The sequence below is a fragment of the Photobacterium sp. DNB22_13_2 genome, from assembly GCF_052873915.1.
This window is the reverse complement of the sequence record NZ_JBNNXU010000012.1, coordinates 114,781-136,818: the sequence shown is the minus strand read 5'-3', so window position 1 is coordinate 136,818 and position 22,038 is coordinate 114,781. Positions and strand designations below refer to the sequence as shown.

Genomic DNA, 22,038 nt, shown 5'->3' with positions numbered 1-22,038 from the left:
AAGGGGCTTTGGCATTGGGCGAAAAGTTGACCTATTTATCCTGCTTGTTAAGCAGGATTTTTTTATCTCATTCTAGCAGCTGAGTTATCGTATTAATGATATGAAAATAGCGCTTTGGCAAGGGCCTGTGTTGCTTCCAGATCAAGTACAGCTCTTGGCTTACGGTATTCGGCACCTCTAATTTTTTTATTTTGTCTGGATAACTAAAGTGATCAACGGCCTTTTCTGGTAACACTGTAAAGCCAAGGCCTTTAGAGACAGGGAGCAAAATTTGATTGAGCTGGTTTATATAGCCCGTTTTTTTGATTTTGTTGAAATCGAAATGGCTGTCACTGTAATTGGCTAAGTGTACCTGCTGTAAGTAATGCTTACCGTCTGGATGGTTGATAAAACCAAGTGAGTACAATGACTCTTTATCTAATTTCTTGTCCGGATAATTAGCTGGCACGACGACGCATAAGGCCTCTTGACCCATTTTCGTTTGGTCAAAGTATTGATCAGCCACGGCATGGGTAATGATGCCGATATCGAATTGACCGCTCTTGATCCCTTCCAGAATTCGATGGTTGGGCGCTGATTCCAAATGAATACTGATAGCTTGATGGTTTTTCTGGTGGTCAAGGAAATGAGGGTAGAGAAACATTGCTAATGAACCAGAGCAGGCTAAATAGCACTCTCCACTGAATGGGTCATCAACGAGCAATTGACCCAATAACTGTTTTTCTTCTTCTTGTCGTCTCAAGCCGTAATGGTATAGCTGTTGGCCAGCCGGTGTGAGCTCAAAACGCTTGCCTATACGTTTGATTAAGAGGGTGCCAGCTTGTTCTTCCAGCTTTTTTATATGTTGGCTGACGCCTGGTTGAGTCATGAAAAGCTTTTCTGCAGTTTGCGTGAAATGACCAACTTCAACCAAAGTGATAAAGGTGTGGAGCCATTGGGTGTTTAACATGGCTGATAAGCTACTGTTTTAGATATGCATGAGTGATTAGTACCACTCGAAGGTGAATCGCGTCAAGCGGATACCTATGAAGAGGATATCCGCTTGTAGCCAGAAGCGTTTATAACGAGGCTAAATTAACAGCGTTTAATACCCATTTGATACACAGAACAAACTTCATTGTGATCGTTCAGCAGCGTAATATTAGCCTTATAACCAGATACAAGACGACCATAGTGGTTATCGATACCGATGGCTTTTGCAGGGTAAAGACTAGCCATTCGTAGTGCTTCCTCTCTGCTTAGACCAACATGTTGGATGAGGTTTTTTACGCCTTCAATCATCGTAATGGCTGCACCTGCAATCGTACCATCTGCGTAATGGCATTTGCCGTCGGTGACATAGGCTGTTGTGCCAGCCATGTCATATTCAGTCATATCTGTCCCGGCTGGTGCGACAGCGTCGGTTACCATAAAAAGCTTTTCGCCAAGTTGTTGGTGAGCGATGCGCACCGATGCATATGATGAATGGATGCCATCTACGATAATGCCTGCATGCGGTTTTTTATCAAAAATATAACCAACAGCGCCGGATTCTCGTGAGCCAAGTGGTGTCATCGCATTGTATAAGTGGGTCGCCATCTTCAAATGACTTTTGCTCGTCAGCTGTTGGTAGTTGGCATTGGTATGGCCTAACGAAATAGTGATACCTGCGTTATTGAGAATATCAATAACCGCTTGTGATGTGTTTTCTGGTGCAAGGGTAATGACAGAGATGTGTTTGGCATTATCAGCAAGGTAGTGAGCGGTCAGTTCATCCAGAATGCGGATATGACTTTCATTGTGAGCTCCTTTTTTTTCTTTGCTAATAAATGGACCCTCAAGATGCAGCCCGATAATACCTTCATTTTGTGGCATTTCAATTTTAGCTACCAGTTCAACTGCTTGGCACATTGTTTCATGCTGACTTGTGATCAACGTCGGTAGATACTGGGTTGTGCCATTTTGGATGTTAGTGAAGTTCATGGTGTCGAGTGTTTGCTTAGAAATGTCTACATTTAGCATGACACCACCACAACCGTTGAGCTGAAGGTCAATGAATCCCGCAGTTGCTGTTAGGCCTTGGCCATCATAAACCGTCGCAGGCAGACTTGCTCCTTTCATTGGAACGATCGTTTCAATTGTATCGCCATTAACAATAACAGCTTGGTTTTCAAGGATATCTTGACCGTTAAAAACATTGATATTTGTGATAGCGTACATAAGCATCCCAACTATTGAATCTGTATAAAATAAGTGAAAACGTAACCCAGTAAATATGCAAATAGAAGTGAAATAACTTAACTTAATTTTGCTTAAAAAATAAGTTAGAGTAATCGTTGCCGTTTGTCAATGCTGTCTGAGTTATTGAAGAGCATTTATATGTGCAGTGCTTAACAATCTTCTGTTTTCGAAATCAATAGTTTGAATTATCCTTGTGACGCATTCATAGGAGGGCGTATGTCGCCAAAATCGATTTTTGCCAGCGTAGCATTGGTTATCGCACTGGGTTCATTAGAGAAAAGTATTGTCACTACGCCATTGCCAATCATAGGTGAAGAGCTGGGGGCTGGGCAGGCATTAACTTGGGTTGTTACGGCCTATTTGTTAGCTGCCACTGCTGTGTTACCGGTATATGGCAAGCTCAGTGACATTTTCGGTCGGGTAAAAATGCTGAATATCAGTGTTGTTTTGTTTTTACTTGGCTCGGTTGCGTGTGCCATTGCGCAAGATTTACCAACGCTTGTTTCGGCTCGAGTGCTGCAGGGGATCGGTGGAGGAGGTCTTATTGCATTGGCCTTTACTGTCATTGCCGACTGTATTCCGGCTAGAGAGGTCGGCAAGTATCAAGGTTATATCTCAGCGGTATATGCCGCCTCGAGTATCGCAGGCCCCCTACTGGGTGGCTACTTTGCCGAACATTTAAGTTGGCGCTGGGTGTTTTGGATTAACCTTCCTTTAGGCGCATTGGCGATTTGGATGATTAATACAAACCTTAAACACCTGAGTAAAGGACGTGACAGTCGCTTTGATTGGGCGGGGGCTGGACTATTAATGACAATCACCACCATATTGTTGCTGTTGATGTCCCCGGAGACCATGTTTAGCAAGCTTGGGTTGTCTAGTGCGTTGGTAGTCGCAACTCTATCGTTTGTGATTGTTGAAAAGCGAGTTTCAGACCCCATTTTACCTGCACGTTTGTTTCAGCTACCAGGTTATATGATCAGTGTGTTACTGATCATGTGTTCACAGTTATTAATGTTTGCCGTGCTTGTATATTTACCGCTACAGATGCAGTGGCAGCATGGTATTACAGCGTCTGCAAGTGGGCTTATCATGGTGGTCTTTATGATGAGTATCACCTGTGGGGCGTATCTTGGCGGTAAGCGAATTGCTAAAACGGGATTCTATAAGTCTTTAGTTGTGCTTGGTTTTGCTATGTCAGTTATTGCCGTTTATATGCTGTATCAAGGCGTAATGATGACCGTAGCATTGGCTTTTGCGGGCGCTGGACTAGGATTGACGTTACCTAGTTTGAATGTAGTGGTGCAAAATGTATTGCCTCCTCAAGATCGAGGGATCGGTCTGTCGATGTTTGGCTATGGCCGCGAATTTGGCGGTGCGATCGGCGTTGCATTTTGTGCAGCACTATTCCATGTCAAAGTGCCTGTGCTTGTTGGCGAGGGAAGTACTGATGGCTTGTCTCAGTTTGACCCCACCGCTTTGGCTGAAGGGTTTACCTTGACCTATGGAGGCTTAGTTGTGATTGCCTTGGTTTCTTTGCTGGTGGCAATTGTGTGTTTGAAGGCTCAGCCACTGTCTTCTGATGTTGCCAAGCCGAGACGCTCATATAAACCCGAGCAAGTCGAATAACAGATTGGCAATTCGTTAGTTAAAAATCAGCCCAGCGAATATGTTAGCTGGGCTTTTTTGTGGACAAATTATTGCTGTCAGGCAAAATACGCCGCCTTATGTTTTTAAATTCGTCAGACAGAATGACGACGAGGTGAGTTATGGCTTGGTTTGAATGGCCATTTATTCTTTCAAATGTGTTAACACAGATGTCGATTGGCGCATTTATGGTCCTTGGCATGGTGTTATTGAGTGGCAAGTTGTGTTTCGGTCAAGCAGATCGCTTGCACAAGACGATGCATGTTTTATGGTTAATGTTATTCAGTGCACTCTTGCTGAGAGAGTTGGACTTGATGTTGGCTCACGTCGATGAGGGATACCGTATTGGTGTTGAAGCACTACTCGCGATCACGTTTTTTGCCTCTGCGCTATTTTATTGGTTCGTTGAAAAAGCGCTGATAGGTTCGGATCTTTTCCGCAAGTTCTGTTTGGTTTTAGCTGTATTCATTGGAGGCAGCTATTTCATTCATGGCTTGGTGGTAAGAAGTGAGTATTGGTTGATTGCTTCTCACTTTCTGGCGACCACGCTTTGTGGTGGTACCTTACTTGCGCATGCTTGTTTAGTAAGGGCGAAGCACAAAGTCGAAGAGGTAAACACGCTATTGCCTCGTTTAGGGGCGATTATAGCACTTGCCTGTCTGCTTACAGGGATTCCACAGCTTGGAGAATTATCTCGTCAGATTCATACTACTGGTGCAATGATGCCATTTATCTCACAAGTGATCAGCTTGGGGCTACTGATGGCAGCTGTCGGTGTTTGGTTAATGCCGCTGGTGACGAAAAGCAAGCCAGTATTGGGAGTCATGACGTTTGCGTTGGCGCTTAGTACAGTTTCCTCATATTTTGCAGGTGTGGGGTATTAAGCGAACAGCATAGAGTAAAACCACACAGAAAGAATATAAACGCGGTGCATAGCACCGCGTTTTTGATTGTTTCGATTATTTAACGACGCCGAGGATATCTCTAAATCGTTCACCTTCAGCAACTTCTTGAAGCTCGAAAATCACCATTTCGGCTGTAGTTAATGAGGCGCCAAATTGCTGCATCTTTTCTAGCGCTACCTGCTTGTTGGTCGGGTTGCGTGACGATACTGCATCAGCAACCACTTCAACATGGTAGTCAGCTTCAAGTAGTTGTCGAACTGTTTGATAGACACAGATGTGCGCTTCAATGCCAACGACCACAACATTCTTGCAGCCTGATTCTGACAAAGCATCAACAAATTTTGGTTCGCGATAGCAGCTGAAACTATTTTTGGCGATAGGGGTATGATCGAGTAAATGATCAGAAATTTGTGGGATGGTCGGGCCTAACTTGTGCGGGATCTGCTCTACCCAGATAATCGGGATATCCAGAATTTTAGCGCCTTTGACAACGGTTTCTAAATTTTTAAAAAGCGTATCCTTGCTGTCCATAATTTGCGCAAGCTTGCCTTGGACATCAACAATTACTAGGGCAGTATCGTTTGTTGTAAGCATATGAATATCCGATCATTAGTTGAGATATAACCATATAGGAATTTACGCTTGATTGAAAATGCAGCGTTCGCAATTTTTCTACTCGCGCTGCTTGAAACCTGAATACTCAATCCCTGCTAGTTGCGCCATTTCATGGCTCCAAGTGGCTAAGTCATCTTGGTTAAACTGGTTTAGGTGATGGTGTCCGCAGGCTCGTGCCATTACTTGCATTAATTGGGTCGATGCCGTTAAGAAGTTTGCCAGTTTAGTGGCAGCAATATTTGGGTCGAGTTTTTTTCGCAGCTCGGGATCTTGTGTAGCAATGCCAGCAGGGCAGTTATTGGTATTGCAAATTCTTGCCCCCACACAGCCTATGGCCTGTATGGCGCTGTTGGCAAGGGCAACCCCGTCTGCCCCTAACGCCATGGCTTTGACGAAATCTGAAGGGGTACGTAATCCACCGGTAATTATCAGCGTCACCTGTCCAGTCATGCCTTGCTTGTCGAGAAAGTATCGTGCCCGCGCAAGGGCCGGAATGGTGGGAACACTGATGTGATCACGAAAAATTTCCGGAGCGGCGCCTGTGCCTCCTCCACGCCCATCGAGAATGATGTAATCGGCACCAGCTTCTAGAGCAAATCCCATATCTCTTTCGATATGATTAGCGCTAAGTTTGAAGCCGATAGGGATCCCGCCGGTGATCACTCTTATATTGTCGGCAAAAGCTGCAAAATCACGCGGTGTTTTGAGATCTTTAAATGTCGGGGGAGAAATTGCATCTGTACCTTCTTTAAGACATCGGGTTTTAGCTATTTTCCCTGTGTTTTTAATCGCGGGTAAGTGACCTCCTGTGCCGGTTTTGGCTCCTTGACCGCCTTTAAAATGGAAGGCTTGTATTTTTTTCAATAGACCTTCATGGTAGCCAAACATGGCACTGGCCAGTTCGTAAAAATACCGGCTGTTCGCTTGCTGTTCTTCGGCAAGCATTCCGCCTTCACCGGAGCAAATTCCAGTACCGACTAACTCCGCACCCATCGCAAGGGCGGTTTTGGCTTCTTCAGAGAGCGCACCGAAGCTCATGTCAGAGACAAAGAGAGGGGTATTGAGTACCAGCGGTTTCTTTGCCTTCGGACCTATTACTAATTCAGTGCTGACCTTTGCATCTTCCATCAAAGGCTTCTGGGCCATTTGAGCCACCATGATCTGGATATCATCCCAGTCGGGTAGTTGATATCTTGGCACCCCCATGGCCGTCATAGCACCGTGATGTCCGAGATTGTTGAGCCCCTCACGGGCTAGCTGATGGATAAACTCGACGTTGGGTTCTTCTTTGGTGGCTTTTGCTGTTGGTAGCTCACTTAAACTGGTAGTAATGCCCGGACCTTCTTTGCCAATATTTTCCTCGCTGAACTGTTTGTGGGAACCGTCACAGAATGGGGCATTACCAGTATGCTTACAGGCACAGAGAAAGGCATCACCATCTGTTTCAGCTTTAAAAGTCTTCGGTTTAAAGTCGGTCGTTTGATGGGAACCGTCGCAAAAAGGTTGCTTTGCTGAACGCCCGCACGTACAGAAGTAGTAAGTCTGTTCTTTTTCTAACTGGACTTTTACCGGTTTGGTATCGGTAACCACAGGTTTACTCATGTAAAAACTTCCACATCCAGAGAAATCATATTGTGGAAAGTATGGGAGAGGATAGGTGGGTTTGCATCATTTGGAATGAAGCTACGTTGGATTTTTCAAAAGAATGCTGATGAATTTTGCCTATTTCACCAAGGCGATTTAATCTTTTGTAACGGTCACCTACTTTACAGCAGGGCCATTTCACGGAACAATGCAGATGTTTACGTTTGAATAACTTTGTAAAATATTATGACGGAAAAGAAAGCTAGTCCTTTTAATGATTTGATTTTTAACGTTATCGTGCCTTCAGTCGTTTTGATGAAGCTAAGTGGTGACGAGTACCTTGGCTCTGTTGGCGCACTCGTTGTGGCCTTGGCTTTTCCGGTTGTACTGGGTAGTTATGAGCTGATTAAATACAAAAAGTTTAATTTTATCTCACTGTTGGGTTTTATCAGTGTATTGCTTACTGGCGGTATTGGGCTACTTCAGCTTGATCCCAAATGGTTAGCGGTCAAAGAAGCCTTAATCCCGGGCCTTATTGGCGTTGGTGTTTTTGCTTCTACGTTCACTAAGTACCCGGTTGTGAGCAAGATGCTTTTCAACGATACGGTATTGAATCTTCCGTTGATCAACGAAAAGCTTAACGAATTTGGTCGTAAGAATGACTTCGAACGTCGTTTGCTCACGTCAAATTACTTGTTTGCCGGTACCTTCGCTTTTTCATCTGCGATGAATTACGTATTGGCTAAAATGATCGTTACTAGCCCTTCAGGCACACAAGCCTTTAATGAAGAGTTAGGGCGTCTGACTTTGGTGAGTTACCCTGCTATCGCTATCCCATCTATGTTGATGATGATGGGGATTTTCTTTTACATGTGGCGTCAGATCCGTCAGATGACACAATTGGAAACAGCAGAGATCCTCAAAGCAGAGCAATAACGACGTGTTCAGATAGAGAAGCCAGCAGTAATGCTGGCTTTTTTTGTATCTAGAAAAGCCGGGAGTTGGTGGAAAAGCCATAGACGTGTATAGTTCTGTCCAAATGCTTTCTGGTGAAAGCTAATTGGATTGAATGATGCTGTTTTTTAACAGCATCGAAATAATGAGGTACTCCATGGCAAGCACAGCACATGCGCTTCACATTCTGGTTAAACACAAAGAACTCGCAGAAGATATTATTAAGCAGTTGAAGAAAGGCGCAAAATTCCAGACGCTGGCAAAGAAACACTCAACGTGTCCATCAGGCAAAAAGGGCGGTGATCTGGGCGAATTTCGTAAAGGTCAGATGGTGCCACAGTTTGATAAGGCGGTATTTTCGGATAAAGCGATTAGTACCAGCGAGGCACTTAAATTGAAAAATCCGGAATTGCGTGGTGTGATCCCTGAAGCTGTAAAGACTAAGTTCGGCTGGCACATCATTAAGGTACTTTACACCGTCTAGCTAAATAACTTCACGTCAGGAGGCTCCCTCTCCTGACGTACCTGATATGCCATTCTAGCTTTATCTCATTTTACGGCCTAAGCCCGGTATCAGGTATTGTGCAAAAAAGCGCTAATTGCGATTTACGTTACACAGCGATCATTGTGGTATCCGATACTAAGTATTAATTTAGGTGTTTACTCGGAAAATCAATGACTGAATTTTCTTTTTTGCGTGTATCAGACCAATTTAAAATTGCCGAATAATAGTAGCGGACAAGTGTGATCCACAGAGCGGTTACGATACAGCCAGTGAAGATCAAGGTCCCGGCTAGTTGAGTTTGGGCTGATAGCAGTAATAGAAGCGAAATGACTACACCTATAGCAATCAGCCCGAGTAATGGCTTGAAAGTTAAGTTGAAGAAAACTCTCAAGTTATAGAAAAAGTGATAAACAGCTTGTCTTAGTATCATCAGTTTGCCTTTCATCCTTGGAGTCTCCAGATGTCAGCTTAACACTCTATTAACATTTCAGCTTGAACGCAATCCTTTCTCTGGAAATTATGGCTAGTCTCAATCACTTTGTTGCCCTTAAGGGCAGCTAGATGCGTTATCGAACTTAATGGGCAGCGTAGAGCACTTACCTTTAACTAGCTCGTTAAATACATTGCTATCGCTTTCGCTTTTGATAAACCAATGAAAGCCATAGCCTTCAGAGAGCCAAAGTTGTAATTGATCTTGTCGATACAGTAAGTAACTGGCGTATTCGTCAACTTCGACGTTGAAGTCATTCGTTCGGCTTTCATGGTCGCCAAGAGGTTTGATACCTAGTTGCTTTTTGTCATCGGGGCTTAGGACCCAGTAGAAATATTCTGGATAGTTATTCATCGTAATTAAAAATGGCATTGGGCTTGAGTCGGCCATAATAGATCGTCCCCCGCGAAATGAAGCGGCGATAAACTCACTTTGATCCGCGTTTGGCCGGTAGTTGATTGTTGTGAATAACCACGTTGCTTCGTCGACCAAATTGACGAAGTGATGTGAAAGATGAGTTGTAAAATCACCATCTTCAAGAAAAATATTGTAGGATTTTACTCCAGATTGAACCAAAGTATTGTCTATGAGCACATTCATTGCAGCCAATGGTGGAACTTTTGGCAGGTAATTAGCAAGCAGATTCCATATCGTGCTTAATTGTGAATGGTTAAAGCTAATAGCTTGCGCTGTGTTGACATCACAGCCGTTAGGGGTCTTATCGCAAATAGCGATAGAAAACTCATCGTCTAATTTATGGATAAACATGAGCTTATTAGTCAGGTTCCCTGGAGTGATAAAGGTATCAGTGGCCTGCAGCAGGTAATCGAAGTCATCTTGCATCATGGCCAGGAAAATAATGGTGTTGTTTTGCTTATCATTGATGAGTTTATATTTATATTCACTCGACCATTGACCGGGTAAAATCAGCATCAAGGATATACTGACGGTGACAAGTATTGCACTGATAACGTACATCCAGGACTTAGTTTTGGCTCTCTTCCCAAGGTTTGGTGTGTCCGAGATACTATGGTATTCATCACTGGTGAGGAAGCATTGTATTTTGATTTGGTAGCCCAAACGGGGCACAAGCTCAATGAACTGACCGACGTCTTCTTCTTTCAGTTTGATCCTTAGGGTACGGATTGTTTGAAATAGGGAGGTTTCTGCGATCTCTTTTCTTGCCCAGCCTGCTGATAACAGCGCCTCTTTGCTAACCATATTTGGTGCTTGGCTAATCAGCTGAAACAGGACTTCTTTCTCAGCCCTGTTAAGAGAAATAACACCTAATACTGTGAATAGTGTTTTTTTTTGGCAGTCGAAGAAATAGTTATCCGAAATCTGTGCTATGTGAGCCGAAGCTTTAACTTTGTTGGACATTAAGTGCGCTCAGTCTCATATGTTCTGGTGTGTGTAGACTAGTAAATGTTTAAGTTATAGATATAAGTATTTCTATAGCTTGATAATTTTGCCACATATCGAATATTACAACCATATGGTTAGCATTAATTTACTTCCCCTTACGAGTAAAAATGTTCGAAATAGGAAAGATTTAATATCAAAAAAAAGAGGTTTGTATAGTTTTTGCGACGACAGGGGTTTTTGTACTTTTTGCCTTCCGCTGCTAACTACACTCATAACTATAAGCCACATCGCAGTTACTAGATAATTAAGTGGCGTGAAAGTTTGGGGGCAATATGATTGCGTCAGTTGTAAAGGTATCTTCCTATCTGCCTGTAGTTTGTATCGTATTTTCTGTCACGTCGAATAATGCTTTGTGTTCGGATTTATTTGATGGGTCATTTACCAAAAAGTTGTCATCAGAAGTTGATACAGCGATGTCTGAAATCAAAGGCATGGCAAGTCACGTCCGGGGTGATAAAGTTGATAGGAAATACCGCTCATTAAATAACCATTCAACGTCGTCTGGTGTACGGCACGCTAACAATGCTAGCCGCTCTTCATATGGCTATGTACCTTTGTACAGTAATGACCCTTTATCAATATACACCCCTCCGGGGTTACCTGAAAGAGAGTTGTCAGATACTGGAGCGTTCGGTGACGGTTCCCACTCACAAGTGGCTGGCTATATTCGGGTTGATAACACAGCCCTTGTAGATAATGCCTCTCTAAGCAAATCGGTTGAGCAGGACCATAGCGGTTATTCATTAACTCTAGGTGGTGATTACTTATTCCAAAATCAATATCTATTTGGTTTGACACTCGGTTTGCCATTTTACCAGCCATTATCGGAAGGCAGTGATACTGAAATCGATGGTTTGATGGCGTCGGGGTATTTTACCTACTTTCAAGATTCTTGGTTTATCGACTTTAATGCAAGCTACGCGGTAATGGATACAGATATAGAGCGGCAAGTCACGTTATATACCGATCCTGTCGTGAGTAATACGAGTGAGGCCGATTCTGATATTTGGGTATTCTCATTGGGTACAGGCTACATTTTTGACTACAACTATCTGAATGTGGCATTTGAGAGTAGCTTGCAATATACCCTATCAGATACCGATCGCTATGAAGAGCGGTTGTCTCTTAGTAATTCAAGTTACTTGTTTTCAAAGATCGAAGATGTTGATGCACTAGAGTCAACCATGCTAATCACAGGCATGAGTATCTCTCATCCTTTCAGGACGCCGTTTGGTGTATTCCAACCTTATGCGAGAGGTTATGTCCATTACGATATTGCCAGTGGTAAAGAGCGAATCATCTCTCAGCTTAAATCCAATTACTCAGGCAGTATTCTACCCATTGTGATTGAGTCTGATGATGATGTGTATGGACGTGTGCATTTAGGGATATCAGGTGCATTGAGCAACGATTGGTATGGTTATGCGGAAGCAAGCCAGTTGATTTGGCATGATGATTTATCAGCCTATACCATTTCTGTTGGACTGAGTATGGCACTTGATTGAAAAATGTAGTTAACGCGTGCTGAAAATATATCCGCCCGGACTATGCCGGGTTTTGTTTTTTTGATTCCTGAAAACGTATTTTATGAGTAAAGTCTGTGTGTTACATTTGGTAACCACGTTGATCAAAATAGCATCAGGTGCATAATGTTCACTCTGCACAAACAGTGATACCTAGCCCAAAAGGATATGAACTGTTGTTAATAAACTACATTTTAGTGCTTTCGATCACAGTATGTTGAGCCATAGATTCAGTATTGTTCCCGCCATAATTAAAACTCAAATTTTATACTTCCCCCCATAAAATTCTGAGTATAAAGGGAAAACCTCGTGAACTTTAAACTATCAACGGTTGCAAAAGCCGTGATCCCACTGTGTTCTGCGTTTGTTATTGTTGGTTGCAATAGCTCGTCATCTGCCGATGGTAAGTTTGATACAACCAATCCACCAGCGATTGATATTGAGCTGCCAGAAACGGATGGCCCAACAGCTTACCTGCCACAAAGTGGATCGGTTGAAGAGCCAATTAAAGCAGGAGCCAGTGAAGCTGTGGTTTATATGGTGGCGAAAAATGATACTGCGAAATCATTGTCATCTTACAAAAATTACAGCCTCCACGTTTGGAACAATGAGACCTGTGATAGAGCCGCAAAAGAAAGTTCAGGTTGGGATGACAAGTCTATAGCACCTGTAGATGTCGATGAGTTTGGCCCTTACTGGAAACTACCACTAAAAAGCGGTAGCACTGATTGTATTAACTTCATCATTCGCGATGATAATCTAAGCAACTTATCTGGTAGTGATGCAAAGCTTGATTTCAATGAAATTAAAGATAGGACAGCTTCCTACGTTGCAGGTAGCAATCAGGCTTACGATGCACGTGGTGACGCGTACGTATTACTGTTTGGTGTGGCTAATGCAGAAGCACATTTAGTTGAAGGTCACACATTCATTTGGGACGGGGCAGAATCGGCGGATGAAGTACGTCTTTATGTCCAGCTTGAGGGCGGTTTTGGTCCGAACAGCGAAAATAAATATGACGCTGAATATATTGTATTGGAACCAACAGTACTAAGCGCAGATGTGAAAGCCAAATTCCCTCATTTGGCAAATAAGCGTGCGTATTCGATCGACAGCGCCATTGATATGCGCCCGGTGATGAAAGCTGAGTTGGCTGCAATCGCTGTTGATGAAAAGGGGTTAGTACTTAATGGTACCAAAGTGCAACCTGCTGGTGCTTTCGATCAGCTGTTTGCCAGCGCTGCAGCGAACATCGAGTTAGGGGCCGTAATTGAGGGCAATTCAACCCAGTTCAAGGTATGGGCACCATCGGCACAAAATGTTGTTACTGTCCTATTTGGTGATAACAAAGAAGAGCTTGGTCGCCTTCAGATGGATTATGATGAAACCTCTGGGGTGTGGTCATTGGAAACGGATAAAGCGCCGAGTGGTACTTACTTCCGCTACTTGGTAGATGTTTTCCATCCGGTTTCAGGTAAAGTTGAAAGCTATCAGGTGACTGACCCATACTCGTTGAGCCTATCGTTGAATTCTGAGTACAGTCAGGTGATTGATCTTGATGATCCAGATCTAAAACCACAAGGTTGGGATGATCTTAAAAGACCAATTGATCAATCTAACCCTGCACAGTTTGTGATTTATGAATCACATGTTCGAGATTTTTCTGCACAAGATGAATCAACAGCGGCTAATGCCCGCGGCAAGTTTATTGCGTTTACCCAGCAAGATACAGTTCCCGTTAATCACTTAAAATCGTTGAGTGAAAGTGGGGTAACGCACCTTCATTTGTTACCTATTTTTGATATTGCCACTATCAATGAAAACCCAAATGAAGCGGCAAATATTGAAGAACCGTTCAGTAAGCTTTGTGAAGTTAATACTGCGGTGAAATCTTCCCAGTTTTCAAAGTACTGTTCATCAGGCATGACGATTGCTGAAGCGCTCGAAGAAGTAAAACAGGACGATTCTAAAGAAGCCCCTGTAGTGCAGGAATTGAACCGGTTTGTTTCTGATGTTGATGGTTTCAACTGGGGTTATGACCCATTCCATTACACGGTACCAGAAGGCTCTTACTCCACAAATCCAGATGGTCCGCAGCGTATCAAAGAGTTGCGTGAAGCGGTAATGGCTATCAAACATGATATCGGTATGAATGTGGTGATGGATGTGGTGTATAACCACACCAACTCAGCAGGTCCTGAAGCCCGTACTTCAGTGCTTGATAAGTTGGTACCATGGTATTACCAGCGCTTGAACCCAACCACAGGTAATGTAGAGAACACAACTTGTTGTTCGAACACTGCACCAGAGCGCGCGATGTTTGAGAAAATGATCAGTGACTCGCTGGTGGTATGGTCGCGAGATTACAAAATTGATTCATTCCGATTTGATTTGATGGGCCACCATCCACTGGATCAAATGCAGCGCTCATTGCTAGAAGTACAGAAAGTTGACCCGAATACCTACTTCTATGGTGAAGGTTGGAACTTCGGTGAAGTAGAAAATGACGCATTGTTTGTTCAGGCCACTCAGCCAAACCTTGGTGGTACAGGAATTGGTAGCTTCTCTGATCGCTTACGTGATGCAGTACGTGGTGGAAGTCCATTTGATAGCAAAGAAGGGATCCGTAAAACACAAGGGTTTGGTAACGGTGCTTTTGTTCAGCCTAACGAGTATAAAGATGTAACCAAGGAAACGGCTTTACACCTTGCTGATCTCACACGCTTAGGCATGGCTGGTAACCTGCAAGACTTTAAGTTTGTTGACTCAACGGGCGAGACGATTCGTGGGGATGAGCTGGATTACAATGGTCAACCTGCAGGCTATGCGGTCGATCCTTCCGAGATCCAAAATTACGTATCGAAGCACGATAATCAAACTCTGTGGGATAACAACCAATACAAGATCGGTTACGACGTAACTGTTGGTGAGCGTGTAAGAATGCAGGCGGTTTCCATCGCAACAGCTATGCTGGGCCAAGGTATGCCATTCACCCACATGGGCTCTGAACTGCTGCGCTCTAAATCAATGCAACGCGACTCTTACGATTCTGGTGACTGGTATAACTTGGTTGATTTCACTCTGAATGACAACAACTGGGATAAAGGTTTACCGCGTAAGGACAAAGACGGTGACAACTACGCGTTGATTGAAGAAGTGATTTCTTCGGCGGGTGCCAATGCTAAACCAACTCAAGCGGATATGACCGCAATGGTTGAATATTTCAAAGAATTGGCCTTGCTTCGTAAGTCTTACCCATTGATTACTCTGGGAACGGGTGAAGAGGTTAACAAGCGTGTTGATTTCCACAATACCGGTAGTACTCAAACACCTGGCTTGATTGTGATGTCCATAGATAACGGTACGGCCTCCGGGACAGATCGTGATAGTAACCTTGATGGCTTGGTGATTGTTATTAACGCGACCAACCAGTCACAAGATGTTACTTGGACGACTGATTTAACGCTAAGCCCTTATCACACATCAGCTTTAGCATCACAGGCAAGTGTTGTTGATGCGAAGGAAGGTGTTGTGGCGAAGGTGCCAGCCTGGACTCCGGCTGTATTCGAAATCCCTCGTAAAGATGGGATTCGCGGACAAGGTATCCCAGTATCTAAGAAATAACTGAAATTATTTACAGACCTAAAGCCCTCAAAGATGAGGGCTTTTTTCTTTTTACCGTGATCAGGAAAGGTGAATAGTAAAGATAAACACACTGTTCATCATTGGTTCATTTTTAATGCGATAAACTGCAAAGCATGAAAAGACGATAGATTAAGAAGGTTAGCGATGAAAAATACACTTACCAGCATCTTTGCTCTAGTACTGGGTTTTATCACGGTGACATTCGCGGCTGTCATTGGGCTATTCATTGGTTTAGGCGCACTAATTGCACGCCCATTTATCAAAAAGAAAATCAATGCTGCCTATAAAGAGGCGCTAAAACAGCAAGGTTATAGCCAAACTCAGCAACAAGAACAGCATGGCTCAACGATTGATGGTGAATACGAAGACATTACTCAGTCAGCACCTCATGGCTCAAAACAGTCGTTAGCATGAAATAAAGACGAATAACACAACGCCAGCTTTTAAGAGCTGGCGTTTTTTATTTGTGGGTAATAGTTTGGTCGGCAATGGTTAAGGGCGGTAGTGCTTTTTGACGCAAGTAAGAAAGTCTGTCACGTCCTGCTCATTAGCATTGAAGCGATATTTCTGCTTGTTACCACGTAACTCAAAGTGACCTTTATCTTCTTTAATAAGCGTGGCAAAAATGTCAAATGCCTGTTTGTCGCTGGTGCCTCCCAGCATGACAAAGCGACCAACGGTATGCTTGTTACCATTATTACGCCAGTTGGTGGTAAATACTTCTACAGGACTGCCAGATCGGTAGTAGTGAATATTTTCAAACCCGATCGGATGGTCAATGCCTGTTTTAAGATCGACATAACGGTGTCGCATGGTGTTATTGGTAATAACAGCGATTTGTAGATCGGGAATAAAAGTATTTTGCTGGCTTTTTGTGAGGTGGTAAATGTCGAGGCGACACATTCCTTCATTGTTCAATGTTCCGCTGGTGGGTTGGATCTTGGCGGTAACATTGGTACTAGCAAGATTTAAGATAAGCAAAAAAGCGAAAGTAAGATGCTTCATACAACAGCCCTTGAAAACGTCTTTTCAAAGCATAGTGATTCATACTGTCTGATCCCTGTCTTAAATTAGCTACAAACATCAAATTCTACCCAGTGTGCGATTACGGGTTATAGATCTTGGTTTTCACCATTCGTCGGTATTGACTAGGGCTCATATTGAAGTTTTGCTGAAATCGGGTTGAGAAGTGATGGGCGTCTTTGTATCCCACCTGTTCAGCGACATCTTGGACTGACATGCCAAAATCGCGCAACAGTTGCTGTGCGGCATCCATTCTTAAGCGCTGAAGGTGCTGGTGGGGTGTTTCACCAACTTGATCTTTAAACTTTCGATTAAAGGAACGCAGGGGGACATCGCAATGATCCGCAACACTTTGCGCTGTTATTGGCTTCGCTAGGTTCCGTTTCATCCAGTCTTGAGCGAGAGCGATGGACTCATCAAATTGCAACTGGCCGCCAATTTGATAGAAGGGCTGTTGGGTTGATTTTGTTATTTCATGACCAAAATGGGTTTCAATCGTTTGGGCCGTCTTTTGACCAAAATATTCTGTGATTAAGTACAAGATCATTTCTGATTGTGAATTGATACTGGTTGTACAATACATACCATCTGCTGCGGTGATAGAAGCTTGTCGGTTTAAGATAACTTTCGGATAACGATTAGAAAAAGTATCAAAAAAATACCAATGGGTGGTAGCTACTTGGCCATTGAGTAAACCTGTTTCGGCTAACCAGGCAACTCCGGTTCCCGTGGCAACAAGCTTGGCACCTTTTTGATACTGATTCTTTAGCCAAGGAATAATATCGGGTGAGTGACGAATTGATTGTTGTGGATTTCCCCACATAGGCGGGAGGATCAAAATATCGAAGGTTTGTGGGTCATCGTAAGTGATATCGGGTTGCAGTTTTAGTCCTGCAGTTACCTTGGTTGGTGCTAATTTAGGTGCGATCAGTTTTATAGAAAACGGCTCGTTTCGTTGTTGTGTACGTGGCCTGAGGCTGGCTGCTGTACTTAGCATTTCGGCAGCAAGAGATATCCCAGTGATTAATGCTCTTTCGTAGAGAAGGAAACCTATTTTCATGATTATTGGTGTTTTTTCTTAATTGAAAACTGTTGTATTGAATGATTTGAAATCAACTTGGCCTATATGTCACATATTTTGGCATAAATATCTGATGAATGAACAGTGTAAATTGGTAATCTATGCTGACTAAAATTTTGAGAGCAGGTTTAGGATGTCTAAGTTACCGCTAATTGTAGGCTTCGGTGGTATTAATGCCGCAGGTCGTAGTTCAGGTTTTCATAGCTATAAGCGTATGGTTGCAGATGTGCTTAGTGACAAGGACATGGCATTAACTTGGCAAGACCTCGCACGTCGCATGGGCCTCTCAAACGACTCTGTACTCGATCCTGAAGTAATTGAAGCTATCAAGTCGGGAACATTAGTTCGACGCATTGAATCTTTCGATCCTGATAGCCTGCACTATCAATATAAAGCCGCTTTGAATGGTGGACATGAAACCATTAGCTTTACGCTACGCAAGTCAAAAATGCCTACACGTATTCCTGACAATTGGCAGGTAGAAGAGCAGGGCAGCAAAGTGACGATTACTGTCACTGGTGAGCTGAATGCATTACTTGAAGATCGAGTTTCCTTCCCTGTTACCAGTGGCGGTAATATACCAACTGGCTTTGATCCCGCTAAGCTATATAACTCACGTTTTCATCCACGTGGCCTGACGTTAACTGTCTATGGGGCATCTGATGCTCTTAACTCTCTGGGCATGGATTGGGATGAAGTGCTGAAGCATATCAAACCTGATCAGGTCTCAGTATATGCGGGGAGTGCGCTTGCTCAGGTCGATGATAACTCGTTGTCGGGTTTGTTAGCGGCCCCGCTGACTGGTGGTCGTGTCAGTTCGAAAATGATGGCGCTTTCGTTGGCTGAAATGCCTGCTGACTTTATAAATGGCTATATCATTAATAGCATTGGTACCACAGGTACCAGCATGGGGGCTTGTGCCACGTTCTTGTATAACCTGCGCCAAGGCTTACAGGATATACAACAGGGCAATTCCCGAGTCGCTATTGTAGGAAATGCTGAGGCTCCCGTCGTGGCCGAAATCATGGAAGGCTTCCGAGTCATGGGGGCGTTGGCTGAAGATAGCCAGCTTAAGGGGTTAGATAGCAGTGATGCTGTTGATAACCGCCGTGCTTGCCGACCATTTTCATCCAATGTTGGTTTCACAATGGCCGAATCAGCACAGTTTGTTGTGCTGATGGATGATGAATTAGCGTTAGAGCTAGGTGCAACAGTGTATGGTGCAGTTGCTGATGTATTTATTAATGCCGATGCTAACAAGAAATCGATTTCTGCTCCAGGGGTGGGTAACTACGTCACGGTTGCGAAAGCGACAGCTTTGGCCAAAGCGATCCTAGGCCCTGAGGGTGTAAAGCAGACATATGTTCAGGCACATGGTACCGGCACGCCTCAGAATCGTGTAACTGAGAGCCATATCCTTAACGAAGTAGCAAAAACCTTCAGTATTGATAACTGGCCAGTAACGGCAATTAAGTCTTATGTTGGGCATTCAATGAGTGCTGCTCCGGGTGATCAGTTAATAGCATCGTTGGGCGTATGGCAATACGGCTGGATCCCTGGGATCAAAACGATCGATCATATCGCCGATGATGTGCATCAGTCGAATTTGAACATTTTAACTGATCATTATTTCGCGGGAGATAATGGTAAGGACTATAAAGCGGTGATCCTAAATGCTAAAGGCTTTGGTGGTAATAATGCATCAGGCTTGGTTTTATCTCCGCAACAGACAATGGCAATGCTGTCGAAAAAGTACAGCGATGATGTGATGTCTGCTTATAGCAACAAGAATCAGATTGTCTGTCAGCAAGCCGTTGCCAATGACAAGGCGGCATGTGTGGGTGAGGAGGCTATTCGTTATCACTTTGGTGATAATGTGATGGATGAAACCTCGATTGAAATGACGCCAGAGTCTATCAAGTTGTCTGAGTTTGCTTCGTCTATACCTTTGGCGATAGATAACCCTTACGCTGATTACAGTTAAGGATTGGTTACATTCAGTTTAAGGCTCTGAACTCAGCAATTTGAAGTCACTTGGGTATATAGGCCGCAGTTATTACACTGCGGCTTTTTTGTGGTATTTATATATCTAAAAAGTATGGAGTCAGACAATTGGCAAACGTTATGTTGGTTGCGAACCTTAACTGTGATCGGGTTTTACAGTTAAAAGAGTCATTACAAACTGGAGGCCGACACCACTATCAAGATCTTGGTCGTCGTTTAGGAGGAGGTGGTGCGAATACTGGATTAGCCTTGGTTTACGCAGGGCATCAAGTCGCTCTGGTAAGCCAAGTTGGCCGTGACGAAACCGCTGACTGGTTATTGGCTGAGGCCAGTTTGAAGGGCTTGAACTGCTCTTTGTTACAACGTAATGATATCGTTACCCCTGAACTGATGCTATTGATGACACCAGATGGTGAACGTACCATTATCCGGCCAGAGCGGCCTGCATTTTCATTAGGGCAGGCACCTGATTTTTCTCGTTGGGACGGCATTTACATTAATTCCAGTGCAGAAGGTGTTGATGAATGGTCGACAGCAGCCCTTGAGCAAAATGACGGATCTGGTGGTGAAAGTAACGCTACTTTAGTCGTTGCCCAACTCCCCAAAAGCCATAACCATCGACCATGCCAGGTACTCATTACGTCACAGTCAGATTTAGACGCTCATATTCTATCTTCAGGCTGTGTGGAATCGGCCAGTGATATTGCTCCATTTAAGTATGCCAAATCGGTTGCTGGAGCATCATTAGAGTACTTTATCGTCACGGATGGCGAGAATGGTGCCACTGTCTATAGCGAGTCAGGGCAAGACTATGTGCCAGCTATCGTCGCTGATGTTGTAGATACTACGGGAGCTGGCGATGCTTATGCTGCAGGGGTGATTCATGGTCTCTTAGCCAAATTATCGATTACCGAGTCAATGGCTGTTGGTTCTCAGTGGGCCGCCATCGCTGTAGCAACGCCAAGCTCGGTTCCCGGTGATGAGTTCCAGGCATTCCTTGCTCAGTAAATAGCGATAAAAATCGATGGTCTTGAACGATAGATAAAGACAGAACAAAAAAGGGTTAGCTTATTGCTAACCCTTTTGATATTTGGACATAAACCCAAATTATTTTTTCAGTTTAGTCACTTTAGATTTGTTCAAGACGGCACGGCGCAGGCGAGCGCGGCGCTCAGCATCAGACTGATCAGCTGCAGGGTTATTGGTACGGCCTTGGCGGTCACGGTATGCGGCTTTATTGTGGATTTTGTTCAATAGCGCATCACGGCTCTTTGGCTCGTAACCTGTAAGCTGGACACGCTGGATACGCTGCTTAATCAGGTTTTCTACCTGCTGAAGCGTCAATTCTTCATCGCGGCTAACAAAAGAAACAGCGTGACCTTGAAGACCAGCACGGCCAGTACGGCCAATACGGTGAACATAGTCTTCAGCAAGGAATGGCATGTCGAAGTTCACAACGTGCGGTAGACCTTGAATATCCAGACCACGTGCAGCGACTTCGGTCGCAACCATCACTCGCGCTTTGCCTTCTTTAAATTCATCAAGGGCACGGCGACGAGCACTCTGTGCTTTGTCACCATGGCATAGTACGGCTTTGATACCATCGAGTTTAAGCTCTTTTACGAGTTCGTTAGCCGTTTCTTTGTAGTTAACGAATACCAGTACTTGCTTCCAGTTCTTCTTGCCAATCAGTTCTGATAGCAGCTCACGCTTACGTTCTTGGTCGACTGGGTATACCACGTGAGCAACAGTATCGGCTGTTGCATTTTCTGGGCTAACAGAAATACGTTTTGGTTTACGTGTGATCTCGCCAGCCAGTTTGTTCATCTGAGCAGAAAAAGTCGCAGAGAACAGCATGGTTTGTGGCTGGTTGCGGATATCACCCATGATACGGCGGATATCAGTGATGAAGCCCATATCCAACATACGGTCAGCTTCATCGAACACTAAGAACTCAAGGTTTGCTAGTGTCACATTGTTCAGTTCCATGTGTTCTAGCAAACGGCCTGGGGTTGCAACCAGGATATCGACACCGGGTTCAAGCTTCTTCTCTTGAGAAGACATCTTGGTACCGCCATATACAGCAGCAACTGAGATATCGGTATATTTGGTGTAGTCTTCGATGTTTTTAGCGATCTGAGCCACTAGCTCACGGGTAGGTGCCAAGATCAGTGCGCGCGAATTGAAGCGGCTGCGAGATTTTGGCTTATCCAAGATCTGCTGAATGATAGGTAGAGAAAAAGCGGCTGTTTTACCGGTACCTGTTTGGGCATTGGCAAGAATATCGGATCCGCGACGAGCGTGTGGGATCGCTTGTTGCTGGATTGGGGTTAATTTCTCATAGCCGCACTCGGTAAGTGCACGGACAATATCCTGAGAAAAATTCTGTGATGCAAATGACATTCTTTTTTCCTAAA

Annotated in this window: 17 protein-coding genes; 9 read left to right on the top strand and 8 right to left on the bottom strand. The window is 44.0% G+C overall.

Annotation, left to right across the window (positions count from 1 at the left end; genetic code table 11):
* Positions 1–67: 67 nt before the first annotated feature.
* Positions 68–949 carry a LysR family transcriptional regulator gene (locus tag ACVA58_RS17680; protein ID WP_446511690.1) on the bottom strand — a complete coding sequence of 294 codons (882 nt, stop codon included), beginning with the start codon at positions 947–949 and terminating at the stop codon, positions 68–70.
* A gap of 125 nt (positions 950–1,074) precedes the next feature.
* Positions 1,075–2,199 (bottom strand): N-acetylglucosamine-6-phosphate deacetylase, encoded by a 1,125-nt coding sequence (gene nagA / locus ACVA58_RS17675; protein ID WP_446511689.1) that lies wholly within the window; start codon positions 2,197–2,199, stop codon positions 1,075–1,077.
* A 237-nt stretch (positions 2,200–2,436) separates the two neighbouring features.
* Here nagA and ACVA58_RS17670 point away from each other — a divergent pair, with 237 nt between their 5' ends.
* Together ACVA58_RS17670 and ACVA58_RS17665 are read left to right on the top strand one after the other, a co-directional pair.
* Positions 2,437–3,849: an MDR family MFS transporter gene (locus ACVA58_RS17670; protein ID WP_446511688.1), complete on the top strand. Its 1,413-nt coding sequence runs from the start codon at positions 2,437–2,439 to the stop codon at positions 3,847–3,849.
* Between the two features lie 140 nt (positions 3,850–3,989).
* Positions 3,990–4,751: a DmsC/YnfH family molybdoenzyme membrane anchor subunit gene (locus tag ACVA58_RS17665; protein ID WP_446511687.1), complete on the top strand. Its 762-nt coding sequence runs from the start codon at positions 3,990–3,992 to the stop codon at positions 4,749–4,751.
* 75 nt (positions 4,752–4,826) lie between these two features.
* On the opposite strand, the gene ACVA58_RS17660 is transcribed toward ACVA58_RS17665, so the two are convergent.
* Both ACVA58_RS17660 and ACVA58_RS17655 read right to left on the bottom strand, forming a co-directional pair.
* Positions 4,827–5,366 (bottom strand): hydrolase, encoded by a 540-nt coding sequence (locus ACVA58_RS17660; protein WP_446511686.1) that lies wholly within the window; start codon positions 5,364–5,366, stop codon positions 4,827–4,829.
* 78 nt (positions 5,367–5,444) lie between these two features.
* The gene (locus ACVA58_RS17655) at positions 5,445–6,989 is read right to left on the bottom strand and encodes a glutamate synthase-related protein (RefSeq protein WP_446511685.1); all 1,545 of its coding nucleotides are present in this window, start codon (positions 6,987–6,989) and stop codon (positions 5,445–5,447) included.
* A gap of 228 nt (positions 6,990–7,217) precedes the next feature.
* Here ACVA58_RS17655 and ACVA58_RS17650 point away from each other — a divergent pair, with 228 nt between their 5' ends.
* Positions 7,218–7,907 (top strand): VC0807 family protein, encoded by a 690-nt coding sequence (locus ACVA58_RS17650; protein WP_446511684.1) that lies wholly within the window; start codon positions 7,218–7,220, stop codon positions 7,905–7,907.
* Between the two features lie 175 nt (positions 7,908–8,082).
* Positions 8,083–8,409 carry a peptidylprolyl isomerase gene (locus tag ACVA58_RS17645; RefSeq protein WP_446511683.1) on the top strand — a complete coding sequence of 109 codons (327 nt, stop codon included), beginning with the start codon at positions 8,083–8,085 and terminating at the stop codon, positions 8,407–8,409.
* 568 nt (positions 8,410–8,977) lie between these two features.
* On the opposite strand, the gene ACVA58_RS17640 is transcribed toward ACVA58_RS17645, so the two are convergent.
* Positions 8,978–10,300 carry a winged helix-turn-helix domain-containing protein gene (locus ACVA58_RS17640; protein ID WP_446511682.1) on the bottom strand — a complete coding sequence of 441 codons (1,323 nt, stop codon included), beginning with the start codon at positions 10,298–10,300 and terminating at the stop codon, positions 8,978–8,980.
* Between the two features lie 317 nt (positions 10,301–10,617).
* Here ACVA58_RS17640 and ACVA58_RS17635 point away from each other — a divergent pair, with 317 nt between their 5' ends.
* The 3 genes from ACVA58_RS17635 to ACVA58_RS17625 all read left to right on the top strand — a co-directional run bounded on the left by ACVA58_RS17635 (position 10,618) and on the right by ACVA58_RS17625 (position 15,927).
* Positions 10,618–11,850: an autotransporter domain-containing protein gene (locus ACVA58_RS17635; protein ID WP_446511681.1), complete on the top strand. Its 1,233-nt coding sequence runs from the start codon at positions 10,618–10,620 to the stop codon at positions 11,848–11,850.
* Positions 11,851–12,177: 327 nt separating this feature from the next.
* Positions 12,178–15,492: a pullulanase-type alpha-1,6-glucosidase gene (gene pulA / locus ACVA58_RS17630; RefSeq protein WP_446511680.1), complete on the top strand. Its 3,315-nt coding sequence runs from the start codon at positions 12,178–12,180 to the stop codon at positions 15,490–15,492.
* 165 nt (positions 15,493–15,657) lie between these two features.
* Positions 15,658–15,927: a hypothetical protein gene (locus tag ACVA58_RS17625; RefSeq protein ID WP_446511679.1), complete on the top strand. Its 270-nt coding sequence runs from the start codon at positions 15,658–15,660 to the stop codon at positions 15,925–15,927.
* A gap of 78 nt (positions 15,928–16,005) precedes the next feature.
* Here the strand turns inward: ACVA58_RS17625 and ACVA58_RS17620 are convergent, their stop codons facing one another.
* Both ACVA58_RS17620 and ACVA58_RS17615 read right to left on the bottom strand, forming a co-directional pair.
* On the bottom strand, positions 16,006–16,518 hold the full coding sequence (locus tag ACVA58_RS17620; RefSeq protein ID WP_446511678.1) for a hypothetical protein: 513 nt from the start codon (positions 16,516–16,518) through the stop codon (positions 16,006–16,008).
* Positions 16,519–16,618: 100 nt separating this feature from the next.
* Positions 16,619–17,596 carry a GlxA family transcriptional regulator gene (locus tag ACVA58_RS17615; protein ID WP_446511677.1) on the bottom strand — a complete coding sequence of 326 codons (978 nt, stop codon included), beginning with the start codon at positions 17,594–17,596 and terminating at the stop codon, positions 16,619–16,621.
* Between the two features lie 154 nt (positions 17,597–17,750).
* On the opposite strand from ACVA58_RS17615, the gene ACVA58_RS17610 reads away from it, so the two are divergent.
* Both ACVA58_RS17610 and ACVA58_RS17605 read left to right on the top strand, forming a co-directional pair.
* A complete protein-coding gene (locus tag ACVA58_RS17610; protein WP_446511676.1) occupies positions 17,751–19,601 on the top strand; it encodes a beta-ketoacyl synthase in 1,851 nt (616 codons plus the stop codon).
* 128 nt (positions 19,602–19,729) lie between these two features.
* Positions 19,730–20,629, top strand: coding sequence for a PfkB family carbohydrate kinase (locus ACVA58_RS17605; protein WP_446511675.1), 900 nt, complete (start codon positions 19,730–19,732; stop codon positions 20,627–20,629).
* 99 nt (positions 20,630–20,728) lie between these two features.
* Here ACVA58_RS17605 and ACVA58_RS17600 read toward each other — a convergent pair whose 3' ends face one another.
* On the bottom strand, positions 20,729–22,024 hold the full coding sequence (locus ACVA58_RS17600; protein WP_446511674.1) for a DEAD/DEAH box helicase: 1,296 nt from the start codon (positions 22,022–22,024) through the stop codon (positions 20,729–20,731).
* Positions 22,025–22,038: the final 14 nt, after the last annotated feature.

Bases quoted from the DNA above. Each gene is read 5' to 3' on its own strand.
- ACVA58_RS17680 (WP_446511690.1), bottom strand. From the start codon at position 949: ATGTTAAACACCCAATGGCTCCACACCTTTATCACTTTGGTTGAAGTT.
- nagA (WP_446511689.1), bottom strand. From the start codon at position 2,199: ATGTACGCTATCACAAATATCAATGTTTTTAACGGTCAAGATATCCTT.
- ACVA58_RS17670 (WP_446511688.1), top strand. From the start codon at position 2,437: ATGTCGCCAAAATCGATTTTTGCCAGCGTAGCATTGGTTATCGCACTG.
- ACVA58_RS17665 (WP_446511687.1), top strand. From the start codon at position 3,990: ATGGCTTGGTTTGAATGGCCATTTATTCTTTCAAATGTGTTAACACAG.
- ACVA58_RS17660 (WP_446511686.1), bottom strand. From the start codon at position 5,366: ATGCTTACAACAAACGATACTGCCCTAGTAATTGTTGATGTCCAAGGC.
- ACVA58_RS17655 (WP_446511685.1), bottom strand. From the start codon at position 6,989: ATGAGTAAACCTGTGGTTACCGATACCAAACCGGTAAAAGTCCAGTTA.
- ACVA58_RS17650 (WP_446511684.1), top strand. From the start codon at position 7,218: ATGACGGAAAAGAAAGCTAGTCCTTTTAATGATTTGATTTTTAACGTT.
- ACVA58_RS17645 (WP_446511683.1), top strand. From the start codon at position 8,083: ATGGCAAGCACAGCACATGCGCTTCACATTCTGGTTAAACACAAAGAA.
- ACVA58_RS17640 (WP_446511682.1), bottom strand. From the start codon at position 10,300: ATGTCCAACAAAGTTAAAGCTTCGGCTCACATAGCACAGATTTCGGAT.
- ACVA58_RS17635 (WP_446511681.1), top strand. From the start codon at position 10,618: ATGATTGCGTCAGTTGTAAAGGTATCTTCCTATCTGCCTGTAGTTTGT.
- ACVA58_RS17625 (WP_446511679.1), top strand. From the start codon at position 15,658: ATGAAAAATACACTTACCAGCATCTTTGCTCTAGTACTGGGTTTTATC.
- ACVA58_RS17620 (WP_446511678.1), bottom strand. From the start codon at position 16,518: ATGAAGCATCTTACTTTCGCTTTTTTGCTTATCTTAAATCTTGCTAGT.
- ACVA58_RS17615 (WP_446511677.1), bottom strand. From the start codon at position 17,596: ATGAAAATAGGTTTCCTTCTCTACGAAAGAGCATTAATCACTGGGATA.
- ACVA58_RS17610 (WP_446511676.1), top strand. From the start codon at position 17,751: ATGTCTAAGTTACCGCTAATTGTAGGCTTCGGTGGTATTAATGCCGCA.
- ACVA58_RS17600 (WP_446511674.1), bottom strand. From the start codon at position 22,024: ATGTCATTTGCATCACAGAATTTTTCTCAGGATATTGTCCGTGCACTT.